12 protein-coding genes are annotated in these 13,580 nt (G+C 60.9%); 1 reads left to right on the top strand and 11 read right to left on the bottom strand.

Translation table 11 applies throughout. The features are described from left to right. Window positions 1–8: 8 nt before the first annotated feature. Window positions 9–1,184, bottom strand: coding sequence for an aminotransferase (locus tag V7D69_RS09300; protein WP_333605639.1), 1,176 nt, complete (start codon window positions 1,182–1,184; stop codon window positions 9–11). Window positions 1,185–1,418: 234 nt separating this feature from the next. On the opposite strand from V7D69_RS09300, the gene ftsH reads away from it, so the two are divergent. Next, window positions 1,419–3,347: an ATP-dependent zinc metalloprotease FtsH gene (ftsH, locus tag V7D69_RS09295; protein WP_333605638.1), complete on the top strand. Its 1,929-nt coding sequence runs from the start codon at window positions 1,419–1,421 to the stop codon at window positions 3,345–3,347. A gap of 147 nt (window positions 3,348–3,494) precedes the next feature. Here the strand turns inward: ftsH and V7D69_RS09290 are convergent, their stop codons facing one another. From V7D69_RS09290 to nuoI, 10 genes are all read right to left on the bottom strand, one after another. Continuing rightward, a complete protein-coding gene (locus tag V7D69_RS09290; RefSeq protein ID WP_324063726.1) occupies window positions 3,495–3,785 on the bottom strand; it encodes a DUF1467 family protein in 291 nt (96 codons plus the stop codon). A gap of 10 nt (window positions 3,786–3,795) precedes the next feature. After that, window positions 3,796–5,421 (bottom strand): ribonuclease J, encoded by a 1,626-nt coding sequence (locus V7D69_RS09285; protein ID WP_324063725.1) that lies wholly within the window; start codon window positions 5,419–5,421, stop codon window positions 3,796–3,798. Then, entirely contained in the window at window positions 5,418–6,197 is a 780-nt protein-coding gene (locus tag V7D69_RS09280) for a type III pantothenate kinase (protein ID WP_324063724.1), read from the bottom strand. The genes V7D69_RS09285 and V7D69_RS09280 overlap by 4 nt, the downstream gene beginning before the upstream one ends. A 10-nt stretch (window positions 6,198–6,207) precedes the next feature. Next, window positions 6,208–6,972 carry a biotin--[acetyl-CoA-carboxylase] ligase gene (locus V7D69_RS09275; protein WP_333605637.1) on the bottom strand — a complete coding sequence of 255 codons (765 nt, stop codon included), beginning with the start codon at window positions 6,970–6,972 and terminating at the stop codon, window positions 6,208–6,210. Then, window positions 6,969–8,432 carry an NADH-quinone oxidoreductase subunit NuoN gene (nuoN, locus tag V7D69_RS09270; RefSeq protein WP_333605636.1) on the bottom strand — a complete coding sequence of 488 codons (1,464 nt, stop codon included), beginning with the start codon at window positions 8,430–8,432 and terminating at the stop codon, window positions 6,969–6,971. The genes V7D69_RS09275 and nuoN overlap by 4 nt, the downstream gene beginning before the upstream one ends. After that, window positions 8,432–9,964 (bottom strand): NADH-quinone oxidoreductase subunit M, encoded by a 1,533-nt coding sequence (locus V7D69_RS09265; RefSeq protein ID WP_324064314.1) that lies wholly within the window; start codon window positions 9,962–9,964, stop codon window positions 8,432–8,434. The genes nuoN and V7D69_RS09265 overlap by 1 nt, the downstream gene beginning before the upstream one ends. A gap of 121 nt (window positions 9,965–10,085) precedes the next feature. Then, window positions 10,086–12,113, bottom strand: a complete 2,028-nt coding sequence (gene nuoL, locus V7D69_RS09260; protein WP_324064315.1) for an NADH-quinone oxidoreductase subunit L — start codon at window positions 12,111–12,113, stop codon at window positions 10,086–10,088. Window positions 12,114–12,117: 4 nt separating this feature from the next. Beyond that, the gene (nuoK, locus tag V7D69_RS09255; RefSeq protein WP_067732056.1) at window positions 12,118–12,423 is read right to left on the bottom strand and encodes an NADH-quinone oxidoreductase subunit NuoK; all 306 of its coding nucleotides are present in this window, start codon (window positions 12,421–12,423) and stop codon (window positions 12,118–12,120) included. After that, window positions 12,420–13,037 (bottom strand): NADH-quinone oxidoreductase subunit J, encoded by a 618-nt coding sequence (locus tag V7D69_RS09250; protein WP_324064316.1) that lies wholly within the window; start codon window positions 13,035–13,037, stop codon window positions 12,420–12,422. Before V7D69_RS09250 ends, nuoK begins: the two co-directional genes overlap by 4 nt. A gap of 120 nt (window positions 13,038–13,157) precedes the next feature. Continuing rightward, the gene (gene nuoI / locus V7D69_RS09245; protein ID WP_333605649.1) at window positions 13,158–13,577 is read right to left on the bottom strand and encodes an NADH-quinone oxidoreductase subunit NuoI; all 420 of its coding nucleotides are present in this window, start codon (window positions 13,575–13,577) and stop codon (window positions 13,158–13,160) included. Window positions 13,578–13,580 lie beyond the last annotated feature (3 nt).

Genomic DNA, 13,580 nt, shown 5'->3' with positions numbered 1-13,580 from the left:
CAACCCTCTCACCGCAACTGCCGCCGCCACCGCGCCAATCGGCGTGCCGCATCATCCAGAACATTCTCGGGCTTGGTAAAACACAGCCTGATAATATGCTCTGGCCTTCCTTCTCCCTCGTAAAGCGCGGAAACCGGGATCGTCGCCACGCCCGCCTCAGCTACGGCACGGGTTGCGAATTGCCGGTCGGTCAGCGTGATGCCGGAAGCAGAAAGGTCGACGCAGAGAAACCATGTCGCGGTGTTCGGCAGCACGGCAAAATCTTCCGCCTGCAGGGCCTCCTTCAATCGCGCACGTGACCTGGCCCATCCTGACCGCTGTTCCTCCAGCATGGCTGAGGGCATCGCCAAGCCCTCGGCCACGGCCCATTGCAGCGGCGGCGCGCTGGAGTAAGTGAGGAACTGATGCGCGCGCGAGACTGCCATTGCCAGCTCGCCTTGCGCGATCATCCAGCCGATTTTCCAGCCCGTGATGCCAAAGATCTTGCCGGCCGAGCCGATCTTGACCGTCCGCTCCGCCATGCCATCGAAGCTTATCAGCGAACGATGAACTGCAGTGTCGAAACGCACCTCCTCCCAAACTTCGTCGCAAATCGCGATTAGATCATGCTTCACGCAGGCGCAGGCGATCGTCGCAAGCTCCACCTCGCTTGCGACCGTTCCTGCTGGATTGAGCGGATCGTTCAGCATCAGCAGCCGGGTTCGGGGGGAAATCGCGCGCTCAAGAGCCTCCGCGTCATAGGCGAAGCGCGGCGGTTGCAGCATGACCGAGACCGGCACCCCCCCAGCCCGGCGCACCATAGGCGCATAAGCATCGTAAGCGGGCTGGAACAGGACGACCTCGTCCCCTGGCTGCACCAGTGCAAGGACAGCACAGGCCAGCGCCTCCGTCGCGCCTGAGGTAACGATCACATGGTCGGGCTCCAGGCGAAGCTCCTGTCGCCTTGCGTAATATCCGCATAGCGCCTCCCGCAATTCCGGGAGGCCAGCGCCCGGCGGATACTGACTGGATTTCTCGCGCAAGGCTCGAACGGCCGCCTCCAGCACCGGCGTCGGGCCTGGCGCGTCGGGAAAGCCCTGCCCCAGGTTGATCGCGCCATGCTCACGCGCCAGGGCTGACATGCGGTCGAAAACGGTGCGCTCCATCTCGGCATAGACGGGATGGATACGGCCTTTTGTCTTCATCGCGGTCCTGCTCCGGTAGGCTTGCGTCTACGATCCGATAGCCGCGCACTTCGCGAGTTGCACGCGACGGATGTACTTTGTCGAACTGAGGGGTCGCTGCGCCGCGGCCCTTTTCGGGCCGAACAGGCGACCCGGTGGCCACGGTCCGTCGAAATGGTGGGCCTCTATGCCTTCGCTAACTTGAGATTCAGCTAAGTGCGCCTACATTGTCGCGAGAAAGGACGGCTCCCCGTAATGAACGACGACCAACCCAGTGGTAATCCCTGGATCAAGAGCCTGCTCGTATGGGGCGGCATCTTCCTTGCGCTTCTCATGGTCGTCTCCATGTTCGGTGCGCGGGGCGAGAGTGGCCCGATGATTCCCTATTCCGATTTCCGCGGGAAAGTTGCCGAAGGCAGCGTCGCCTCCGTGGAAATCAGTGAAGAGCGGATCGACGGCAAGCTCAAGAATGGAGACAGCTTTGCAACGGTGCCGGTGCCGAACGACACCACGCTCACCCAGTTGCTGCAGGACAACGGCGTCAAATATTCAGGGAAGCAGGCCGAGCAGGGCAGCCTTCTCGTTTATATTCTGGCGCAGACTCTGCCCTTCCTGCTGATCGTCGGCATTGCGTTCTTTGCTCTTCGCCAGGTGCAGAAGGGCGGCGGATCCGGTGCGATGGGCTTTGGCAAGTCCAAGGCCAAACTGCTTACCGAACGCTCTGGCCGTGTCACTTTCGATGACGTTGCCGGCATTGACGAAGCGCGGGAGGAGTTGGAGGAGATCGTGGAGTTCCTGCGCGATCCGTCACGCTTCTCCAAACTGGGCGGCCAGATTCCCAAGGGCGCCTTGCTGGTCGGCTCGCCCGGCACCGGCAAGACCCTGCTCGCCCGCGCGATCGCGGGAGAAGCGGGCGTGCCGTTCTTCACCATCTCCGGTTCCGACTTCGTCGAGATGTTCGTCGGCGTCGGCGCCAGCCGTGTGCGCGACATGTTCGAGCAGGCCAAGAAAAACGCACCCTGCATCGTCTTCATTGACGAGATCGATGCGGTCGGCCGCCATCGCGGTCATGGCCTTGGCAATTCGAATGACGAGCGCGAACAGACGCTGAACCAGCTTCTGGTCGAAATGGACGGCTTCGAGGCAAACGAAGGCATCATCATCATCGCCGCGACCAACCGGCCTGATGTGCTTGATCCGGCGCTGCTGCGTCCCGGCCGATTCGACCGGCAAGTGGTGGTGCCGGTGCCTGACATCGACGGGCGCGAAAAGATTCTGGCCGTGCACATGAAGAAAGTGCCGCTCGCCCCTGACGTCAATCCCCGCGTGATCGCACGCGGCACCCCCGGCTTCTCAGGCGCAGACCTGGCCAACCTTGTCAACGAAGCCGCCTTGCTCGCCGCCCGGCGCAACAAGCGCCTGGTGGCGATGCAGGAATTTGAAGACGCCAAGGACAAGGTCATGATGGGCGCTGAGCGGCGCTCGATGGTCATGACTGACGATGAAAAGAAGATGACCGCCTATCATGAGGCGGGACACGCCATCGTCAGTCTGAACGAAGCCGCATCGGACCCGATCCATAAGGCCACGATCATTCCGCGCGGACGAGCGCTGGGCATGGTCATGCGCCTGCCGGAACGCGATAGCTACTCCTATCACCGCGACAAGATGCTGGCTAACCTTTCAGTGGCGATGGGCGGCCGCGTGGCGGAAGAGATCATCTTTGGCTACGACAAGGTCTCTTCGGGCGCCTCATCAGACATTCAGTATGCCACCGGCCTTGCGCGCAACATGGTCACCAAGTGGGGCATGTCGGACAAGCTTGGCCCGCTGCAATATGAAGAGCAGCATGAAGGCTACCTCGGCATGGGTGGCTCTCAGCGGCTGATGTCCTCGGACGAAACCAATAAAGTGATCGACAGCGAGATCCGCATCCTGGTGGATAACGCCCATGCCCGCGCCACACAGATTCTTAACGAAAAAAACGAAGCCTTGCATGCCCTGGCCAAGGCTTTGCTGGAATACGAAACGCTTTCAGGCGACGAGATCAAGCAATTGCTCGAAACCGGCGGAATAGACCGGCCAAGCGATCCGCGCCCGACAACGCTGCGACCGGTTTCAGGCTCCTCGATCCCCAAGGCCGGCAAACGCCTTTCCGGCGGAGCCGCACCGCAAGGCGCCTGACGGATACGGGTTCTCCCTCGGGAGAATGCAGGAGGGGCGCGGGACGACAAAGTCCTGCGCCCCTTTTTCGTTCATTGGATCGGGAATTACTCGACATCGCCCCTGTCGACGGCAATCGTGCTGCAGCTTTGGCACGCTGCATTGCGTTCAATATCCCAGGTCTTTCACCGGCGGCTTACCGAAAAAATTCAGATCATCGAGTGTGATCCACTGGTGGACGTAATTCTCGTAATAGCCGCCGCAAAGCACGATCGCGAGCAGGGTAGCGCGCAGGGCGACCCGTTTCGGTCTGAAATTCACCGGAGCACTGGTGGCGTGACCTTTCCCGATCTCATGACCCTCTACTTCATCGGGCGTGCGTAACCCGAAAGGCATGACCAGAAAGGCGCTTAGGACCCAGAAGAGAGCATAAATCGCAAGAAGCGAATACCAATGCATCGCCATGCCGTCAGTCTTCCAATAGCAGGACCTGCACCTGCGGTTTCTTGCCCGACCAGCGCAACGCCGCCCGCCGCGCGGCAAGGCGCGCGGCCTCCACGCGCGCATCGCGGTCAGCCTTCTTTGCTTTGCCTAGCGCTTCGACCACGTCGCGCCGAGCTTCGTCGACGAATTGGGCGTAATCTTCATCCAACGGCAAGCCAAGCGCTCCGATCTCTACGTGGCCCTTGCGGTCGACCGCCACGGAGACGACGCCGTTGTAAGCGATGCGCCGACGCATCGCCATCGCCTCCCCATCGGCAGGTGCGATGATGTCGCCGTCCAGCACGAGCCGCCCCGCCCGCACTTCGCCGAACTTGCCGGGGTGATCCGGCGCAAGCCTCACGAGATCGCCGTTCTTCTGGAACAATGCCTTGGGAATGCCGCAAGACAGGCCGAGCCGCGCCTGTTCCTGCATGTGCCGGATCTCTCCATGCACCGGCACCAGAATGCGCGGGCGCAACCAACCATAAAGCGCCTCCAGTTCCGGCCTCCCCGGATGGCCGGAAACGTGAATCATGCTTTGGCGATCGGTAACAATCAGCACGCCCGCTTCGGCAAGGCGGTTCTGAATACGGCCGATGGGTATCTCGTTACCGGGGATCTGGCGGCTGGAGAAGAGCACGACGTCGCCCTTTTCCAGCTTGATCGGATGCGTTCCCTCAGCGATGCGCGCCAGCGCAGCCCGTGGTTCGCCCTGCCCTCCCGTTGCGATAATCAGCACCTCATCGCGTGGCAGGTCCATCGCCTCGTCGACATCGACCAGTTCGGGCAAGTCCTTGAGATATCCGCACGCCTGTCCGGTCCGGATGATCCGATCGAGCGACCGACCTGCAACGCAAAGCTTGCGCCCGGTTTTGCGCGCGACGTCGCCCAGCGTCTGCAGCCGGGCGACGTTGGAGGCAAAGGTCGTCACCAGGACGCGCCGCCCCTTATGCCGCCGCACTTCCTTCAGCAAACCCCGATAGACCTCCCCTTCCGAGCCGGAGGCATTCTCATTGAAGACATTGGTGGAATCGCAAACCAGCGCCAGCACGCCTTCATCACCGATCGCTGTTAGCTCATCAGCGGTGGCCGGGGTGCCGATCTGCGGCTCGTCATCCAGCTTCCAGTCACCGGTGTGAAAGATGCGGCCATAAGGCGTTTCGATCAGCAGCGCATTACCCTCGGCGATCGAGTGCGCCAGCGGCACGTAACGGACGCCGAACGGACCGATATGGAAGGACTCCAGATCATCGATCACGATCAGTTCGATATCGTCGAGTATCCCCGCTTCTTCCAGCTTGGCCGCTACCAGCTTCGCAGTAAATGGAGTGGCATAAAGCGGCACGCCCAAGTCCTGGGCGAAATAAGGAACCGCACCGATGTGATCCTCGTGCGCGTGCGTCAGCACGATACCAAGCAAGTTCTCGCGCTCATTCTCAATAAATTCCAGATCCGCGAAGACCAGATCGACGCCGGGGTATTCGTTCATCCCGAAGGTCATGCCAAGATCGACCATCAGCCACTTGCCCTGGCAGCCGTAGAGATTGACATTCATGCCAATCTCGCCGGAACCGCCAAGCGCGCAGAAAACCAGTTCGTTACCCGGAATCACTTGGAAGCAGCCCTTTCCGCCAGGATGGCAAGGCCATCGATAGTAAGATCGGGATCGACAGCATCGAATATCTGAGTGGCTTCGTCGAACAGCACCGCCAGACCGCCGGTCGCGATCACTTTGGCCGGACGCCCGATTTCGGCGCGCAACCGGGCAATCAGACCCTCCATCATCGCCACATAGCCCCAAAATACGCCGATCAACATCTGATCCTCGGTATTGCGGCCCACCACGCTCAGGCTCTTGGGCACTTCTATGGCGATGCGCGGCAGCTTGGCGGTGTTGCCCACCAGGGCATCGAGCGAAAGATTGATGCCAGGCGCTATGATGCCGCCTTTGTAAGCGCCGTGGAAATCGATCACGTCGAACGTGGTCGCCGTGCCGAAATCGACAATGATAAGATCGCCCGCATGCTTAGTGTGAGCGGCGATGGCGTTGACCGCGCGGTCCGCACCCAGTGACCGCGGCTCGTCCACATCGATGTCGATGGCGTAATCCGCCTTGCCGACGCCGGCCACCAGCGGCTCTATGTCGAAATAGTGGCGGCACAAGATTTCAAGATTGTGCAATGCGCGCGGCACCACCGTAGAGATGATGATCTGATCGACCTGATCCGGCTTCACACCTCGGATCGCGAGCAGTTGCATCAGCCAGACCGCATATTCGTCACCCGTGCGGCGTGGATCTGTGGCGATGCGCCAACGTCCCCTGACGGTCCGTCCATCCAACAGGGCGAAAACGACATTTGTATTGCCGGCGTCAATGGCGAGCAGCATGAGCTTTCCTTCAGACCAGCGAGACATCGCCCGCATAGATGACACGTAGGGTTCCATCAGCGAGACGCAAGCGCAGAGCACCATCGGGATCGAGCCCGGCAAAGGCGCCGGCGAGCATGCCTTCTTCGTCCAGCATGACCAGCAAGGGGCGCCCGATGGCCGAAGCGCGCCGCTGCCATTCGCCGAGAATAGCGGGCAGTCCTTCAAAGCGCCACTGCGTCAGCCGGATAGAGAAGCGAGCGGCCAGACCCTCTAGCGCTGCGCGCGCTTCCATACCGCTTCCGGCGGCGCGCAACGAGGTTGTCACTCGGCCTGCAACCTCGGGAGCATACGCGATGTTGATCCCGATCCCGGCCACAACATGGTCACCCACCCGTTCAAGGAGTATGCCGCAGACTTTGGCGCCATTAATCAACACGTCGTTCGGCCACTTCAGAACGACGCGTTCTTCACTCGCGGCCTGTCGAGATTGATCTGAACCCTGCCCCGAAGGATTTGCCTGCCGCCGAGCCAGTTCCTCCGCCACCACGTCGTGCACCGCCAGCGCTGCCACGAATGCCAGAGTGTGAACTGCCGGATCGCCCGCGTGCAGGTTCACCACTGTGCTGCAGGTCAGATTGCCTTCCCGCGATACCCATTCGCGTCCGCGCCGCCCCCGTCCCGCATTCTGGCGGATCGCCTGTAGCCAATAGCCTTCGGGTATTGGCTCGCCGGCGCCCAGGCGCCGGACAAGATCTGCATTGGTCGACGCGGTTTCTTCGACAACCTCTATCAAAGCGCGTGGAACAGCGCGTTCGCCGCGGTGTCGGTCAAATGGCTGAGCCATCGGGTCAGCAGGAAGCCAAGCGGCGAAATGAACAGGCAGGAAAGCACGAGGATCAGCTTGTGCCACACGTCGCTTTCACCCTTCACCACGTCGGCCGGCTCATCAAAATAGATGATCTTTACAACCTTCAGGTAGTAAAAGGCGCCGATCACTGACGCTGCGAAACCCAGCGCGGCAAGCACCACCATGCCGCCATCCACTGCAGCGCGGAAGACCAGGAACTTGCCCCAGAAGCCGAACAGCGGCGGAAGGCCGGCAAGGCTGAACATGACCATCGCAAGCCCCAAGGCCAACGCCGGCCGCGTGCGCGACAGGCCAGCGAGACTGGCGATCTCTTCCACGTAATCGCCGTTTTCGTCCTTCAGCATCAGGATCGCAACGAAGCCGCCGAGCGACATCGCAACATACGTCGCCAGATAGAAGAGCATGGCCGACGCGCCTTCGGGCGTTGCCACGGCAAGACCCACAAGGATGAAACCGACGTTGTTGATCGAGGAATAGGCCATCAGCCTTTTGATGTTGGCCTGGCCGATCGCGCCCAGCGCGCCGACCACGATCGAGGCGAGCGCCAGAAACAGCACGATCTGCTGCCAGGCATGGGCCTGATCTCCGAAAGCGTGAAGCATCACGCGCATGGTCAGGCCCAGTGCGGCGACTTTCGGCGCCGTCGCGAAGAACATGGTCACCGGGGTCGGGGCGCCTTCGTAAACATCGGGCGTCCACATGTGGAACGGCACCGCGCTGATCTTGAAGGCGAGACCCGCCAGCATGAAGACTATGCCGAACAGCGCGCCGTTAGAGAGGCCGGAACTGAGTGCCGCGTTTATGCCGGTGAACGAAGTGGTGCCTGTAAAGCCATACGTCAGGCTCATGCCGAACAGCAGGATGCCCGAAGCCAGCGCGCCCAGCACGAAATACTTGAGGCCCGCCTCCGCCGAACGCCCGTCAGTCCGCAGGAATGCGGCCAAGACATAGGCGGCCAGCGAGTTCATTTCCAAACCGATGTAAAGCGTAAGCAGGTCGCCAGCGGATACCATGATTCCCATGCCGAGCGCCGCAAAAAGCACAAGAATCGGATATTCGGCGCGCATCGCGTTGAAGCGCTCGAAGAACGCGGGCGCGATCACCAGAGCAGCGGCGGCCGAGATATAGATCAGGATCTTGGCGAAGCTGGCGAAGGCGTCAGCATGGAACTGACCGAAGAAGACCGAAGTATCCGGCCCCATCGCGCCGTCACAAAGTGCGGGAGCCACCAGGAGGCCAGCAGCGACGAGCGCGGCGACGGCAAGAATGGAGATAACCCGGCTTGCCTTATCCCCGCCCCAGGCGGCGATCAGGAGTAGGACCAGTCCTGCAATGCTCAGCGTTTCTTCCGGCGCGATCAGGCGCAGCGACTGCGACCAGTCCATCAGTGTGCCCCCTCATGCGCGGATGCTTCCTGCGCAGGCTTTTCCTTGCCCATGGCGACCTTGCTGTCCCCCGCCGGCGCGGCATGTGCGATCCGGGCTTCCAGCGCGGCGATATCCGCGCGCATCGGAGCGATGAAACTTTCGGGATAGACCCCCATCCACAACACCGCGAGGCCCAGCGGAACCACCATCAGCAGTTCACGGACGTCGAGGTCCGCCATAGCGGCCGCATCGGCATTCTTCTGGTCGCCAAACGCGACCCGGCGATAGAGATAAAGCATATAGGCCGCGCCCAGGATGATGCCGGTGGCGCAGACCAGCGTAGTCCAGGTGGAAACCTGATAAATGCCGGCAAGGCTCAGGAACTCACCCACGAAGCCGCTGGTGCCAGGGAGACCGACCGAGGCCATCGTGAACAGCATGAAGAATAGCGCATAGCGCGGCATGTTGATGGAAAGGCCGCCATAGCGATCGATCTCACGCGTATGCAGCCGATCGTAAATGATTCCCACGGACAAGAACAGTGCGCCCGAAACGAGGCCATGGCTCAACATGACCATCATCGAGCCTTCCAGGCCCTGCTCGTTGAAGGCGAAGAGGCCGATCGTCACGATCGCCATGTGCGCGACCGAAGAATAGGCAATCAGCTTCTTCATATCGTGCTGAACCAGAGCAATCAGCGACGTAATCACCACCGCCGCCATGGATAGGCCCCAGATTAGCGGGCCGAACGTGGCGGAGGCATCCGGAAACATCGGCAGCGAGAAGCGGATGAAGCCGTAACCGCCCATCTTCAGCAGCACGCCCGCCAGGATCACCGAGCCCGCGGTGGGCGCCTGCACGTGCGCGGCCGGAAGCCAGGTATGAACCGGCCACATCGGCATCTTCACCGCGAAGCTGGCGAAGAAAGCCAGCCACAGCCAGGTCTGGACCTTCGGATCAAAGTCGTAGGCCATCAGCGTCGGGATATTGGTGGTGCCTGCGGTGTGGACCATCCACAACATGGCTACCAGCATCAGCACCGAGCCCAGCAGCGTATACAGGAAGAACTTGTAAGCCGCATAAATGCGGTCGTGCCCGCCCCATATACCGATAATCAAATACATCGGGATCAGGCCGCCTTCGAAGAACATATAGAACAGGAAGATGTCCTGCGCGCAGAACACGCCGATCATCAGCGTTTCCATAAGCAGGAAAGCCGCCATATATTCGCCGACGCGCTTCTCGATCGAGTTCCAGCTCGCGCCAATGCAAATCGGCATAAGAAAGACCGAAAGTTCGATCAACAGCAACGCAATACCGTCAATGCCAAGCGCCCAGGAAAAGCCGGAGAACAGTTCCACCCGCTCGGTCAACTGCCACTGCGCGCCGCCTATATCGAAATTGAGCCACAGGACGATGCCAAGCGCGAGGTCCACCAGCGTCGCCAGCAACGCCACCGTGCGCGCCGCTTTCGCATCGAGGAATAGGCAGGCAATCCCGCCCAGCAGCGGCACCAGCAGCATCAGGGAAAGGATCGGAAAACCTCCCATCACTTGTCCCCCTTCATGTTGAGCATTTCCATCCCCGTTCGTGTCGAGCGGAATCGAGACACGTTGCGCGCGCGGTTCGCGGCTTCACATGAACCGAACGGACCGAATTGAGCAGAAGCGATCATCCCACGATCACCCAGCTGACAGCACCGACAAGGCCCAGCAGCATGACAAGCGCATAGCTGTACAGATAGCCCGATTGGACTTTCCGCGCGTAAGTCGCCCCTTGCGAGACAGCCCATGCAGCGCCGTCGGGGCCGAAACGGTCGATCACGCCGACATCGACGCCCTTCCAGAACACTTTGCCGAACCAGAAGGCGGGAACGACGAAGGCATAATGGTACAACTCGTCAAACATCCACTTGCGGTAAACAAAGGTGTAGACCGGCCCGAGTTGCTCAGCGACCATCGCCGGGAAGCTGATGTTGCGGATATAGCCGTACCAGGCGATCAGCAGGCCGAGGGCCATGACCGTAAACGGCGCCCACTTCACCCAAACCGGCACGCCGTGCATGGCGTGAAGCAGATGCTCGTGAAAGACCAGGGCGCCTTTCCAGAACTCGCCCGTGCCTTCGCTGATAAAGGCGTGCTGGAACAGATAACCGGCGAAAACCGCACCCAGCGAGAGGATCACCAGCGGCAGCAGCATGACCCAAGGGCTCTCATGCGGATGGTAGCCGGCGGTCCCTTCCGGATTCTCGACATGATTGCCGTGGCCCGCCTCGTCCGACGTATCCTCATGGTGATGGTGCACCGCATGTTGGATATGTTCGGAGCCTGCCCAGCGCGCCTTGCCAAAGAAGGTCAGGAACACGAGGCGCCAAGAATAGAAGCTGGTCATCAGCGCGGCCAGAATGCCCATCCAGAAGGCGAAAGTGCCGACCTGACCGCCCGAGCCGAACGCCGCCTCAAGGATCGCGTCCTTCGAGTGGAACCCGGCGAAGCCCGCGAAGCCTGCTATGCCGACGCCGGTAATGGCCAGGGTGCCGGCGGTCATCGTCCAGAACGTGACCTTGATGTGGTTACGTAGGCCACCGTAGAAGCGCATATCCTGCTCGTGATGCATCGCATGGATCACCGAGCCGGCGCCGAGGAACAGCAGGGCCTTGAAGAAAGCGTGTGTGAAGAGATGAAACATCGCCGCGCCGAACGCGCCGACGCCCGCAGCGAAGAACATATAACCCAACTGCGAGCAGGTCGAATAAGCGATAACGCGCTTAATGTCCCACTGCGTGCAACCGATCGTCGCGGCAAAGAAGCAGGTGGCGGCGCCAATGAACGCGATGAAATTCATGGCCGTCGGGCTCGTCTCGAACATCGGCGAGAGACGACAAACCATGAACACACCGGCGGTAACCATGGTTGCCGCGTGAATAAGCGCCGAAACCGGCGTTGGACCTTCCATCGCATCGGGAAGCCATGTGTGCAGGCCAAGCTGCGCCGACTTGCCCATGGCGCCAATGAACAGCAGAATGCACAGTACCGTCATGGTATCGAACCGGTGGCCGAGAAAGCCGATGGACGATCCGGCCATGCTCGGTGCGGCGTGCAGAATCTCTGGTATCGAAACCGTGCCGAAGACCAGAAACGTGCCGAAGATGCCCAGCATGAACCCCAGGTCGCCCACGCGGTTGACCACGAAAGCCTTGATGGCCGCGGCGTTTGCCGAGGGCTTGCGGAACCAGAAACCGATCAGAAGGTAGGAGGCAAGGCCGACACCCTCCCAGCCGAAGAACATCTGCACCAAGTTGTCCGCCGTCACCAGCATGAGCATGGCGAAAGTGAAGAGCGAAAGGTAAGCGAAGAAGCGCGGCTGATCGGGCTCCTCGCTCATGTAACCCCAGGAATAGAGGTGCACGAGCGCCGAGACTGAAGTGACCACCACCAGCATCACAGCGGTGAGCGAATCCACCCGAAGCGCCCAATCGAAATTTAGCGACCCAGAAGCGACCCACTTAAGCACAGGCACGACATGCACCTCGGCCGTGCCGGTGAGGAAGCTCAGGAAGATCAGCCAGGACAGCGCGCAAGCAATGAACAGCGCGCCCGTCGTCAGCGACTTGGCCGCGACATTGCCGAATTGCTTGTTGCCAAGCCCTGCGATGATCGCTGCCAGAAGCGGCAGGAAGACGATGAAGAGAATAGTCAAGACTTTATCCCTTCATCCGATTGACATCGTCTACGGCGATGGTGCCGCGGCCACGGAAGTAAATCACAAGGATTGCAAGCCCCACTGCCGCCTCGCCGGCCGCCACCGTCAGCACGAACATCGCGAAGATCTGCCCCGTCAGGTCGTGCAGAAAGGCGCTGAAAGCCACGAGGTTGATGTTCACCGCAAGCAAGATCAACTCGATCGCCATGAGGATCACGATCACGTTCTTGCGGTTCAGGAAGATGCCAAGGACGCCGAGCACGAATAGAATCGAACTCACGACCACGTAATGTTCGACGCCGATCACAGTTGGACCCCCTTGCCGACTTCCGGTTTGACGTTGACGGTCGCCTCTTCCGGACGGCGCGCGATCTGCTTGCTGATCTTCTGCCCGCGCACGTCGGAGCGCTGGCGATGCGTCAGCACGATGGCCCCGATCATCGCGACCAGCAGGATCACGCCCGCCGCCTCGAACAGGAACAGATACTTGCCGTAAAGCACTGCGCCGATCGCCTCGATATTAGGGGCGCCCGCTGGCGTCGCGGCCGTGCCGTCAGGCGTGCCGAGCTTCAAGGCGCCGGCATTCTTGGCGAAAATACCGAAGATGATCTCTGCCAACAGAACGAGCGCCACGAGAATCCCGAGCGGGAAATTCCGGATGAAGCCAGCGCGCAGTTCGGCGAAGTCGATGTCGAGCATCATGACCACGAACAGGAACAGCACCGCCACTGCGCCGACATAAACGATGACCAGCAGCATCGCGATGAACTCGGCCCCGGTCAACACCATCAGGCCGGCGGCGTTGAAGAACGCCAGGATCAGCCACAGCACCGAATGCACCGGATTGCGCGCCATGATGACGAATACGGCCGAGGCGATCGTCAGCGTCGCGAAGATATAGAAGGCAATTGCTTGGATCATGCTGCCCTTCCTCCGTTCGTGTCGAGCGAAGTCGAGACACGCGCGCCGGACCTCTCGACTTCGCTCGAGGCGAACGGGAGGTAGTGCGGAATGTGGAAGCCCCGAGTCACGGCGCTGCCCCTAACGATACGGCGCATCGGCTTCAAGGTTCGCGGCAATCGCCCGCTCCCACTTGTCCCCGTTCGCCAAGAGTTTGGCCTTGTCGTAGAGCAGTTCCTCTCGCGTTTCGGTCGCGTATTCGAAGTTCGGCCCTTCAACGATGGCATCGACCGGGCAGGCTTCCTGGCAGAAGCCGCAGTAGATGCACTTCGTCATGTCGATGTCGTAGCGCGTGGTGCGACGCGAGCCGTCCCCACGCGGTGCGGCCTCGATGGTGATCGCCTGCGCCGGGCAGATCGCTTCGCACAGCTTGCAGGCGATGCAGCGCTCTTCGCCATTGGGATAGCGGCGCAGCGCGTGCTCGCCGCGGAAGCGCGGCGAATACGGGATCTTCTCGAACGGGTAGTTCACGGTCTTCTTGGGCGCAAAAAAGTAGCGCATCGC

It is taken from the genome of Novosphingobium sp., from assembly GCF_036733805.1.
Lineage (GTDB): Bacteria > Pseudomonadota > Alphaproteobacteria > Sphingomonadales > Sphingomonadaceae > Novosphingobium.
The sequence above is the reverse complement of the archived record's forward strand: the minus strand, read 5'-3'. Positions and strand labels throughout refer to the sequence as shown.

Coding starts and splice junctions, on each gene's coding strand:
- V7D69_RS09265 (WP_324064314.1), bottom strand. CDS start 9,964: ATGGGAGGTTTTCCGATCCTTTCCCTGATGCTGCTGGTGCCGCTGCTG.
- V7D69_RS09300 (WP_333605639.1), bottom strand. CDS start 1,184: ATGAAGACAAAAGGCCGTATCCATCCCGTCTATGCCGAGATGGAGCGC.
- nuoI (WP_333605649.1), bottom strand. CDS start 13,577: ATGCGCTACTTTTTTGCGCCCAAGAAGACCGTGAACTACCCGTTCGAG.
- V7D69_RS09290 (WP_324063726.1), bottom strand. CDS start 3,785: ATGCATTGGTATTCGCTTCTTGCGATTTATGCTCTCTTCTGGGTCCTA.
- nuoN (WP_333605636.1), bottom strand. CDS start 8,432: ATGGACTGGTCGCAGTCGCTGCGCCTGATCGCGCCGGAAGAAACGCTG.
- V7D69_RS09250 (WP_324064316.1), bottom strand. CDS start 13,037: ATGATCCAAGCAATTGCCTTCTATATCTTCGCGACGCTGACGATCGCC.
- ftsH (WP_333605638.1), top strand. CDS start 1,419: ATGAACGACGACCAACCCAGTGGTAATCCCTGGATCAAGAGCCTGCTC.
- V7D69_RS09280 (WP_324063724.1), bottom strand. CDS start 6,197: ATGCTGCTCGCCATTGACGCCGGCAATACAAATGTCGTTTTCGCCCTG.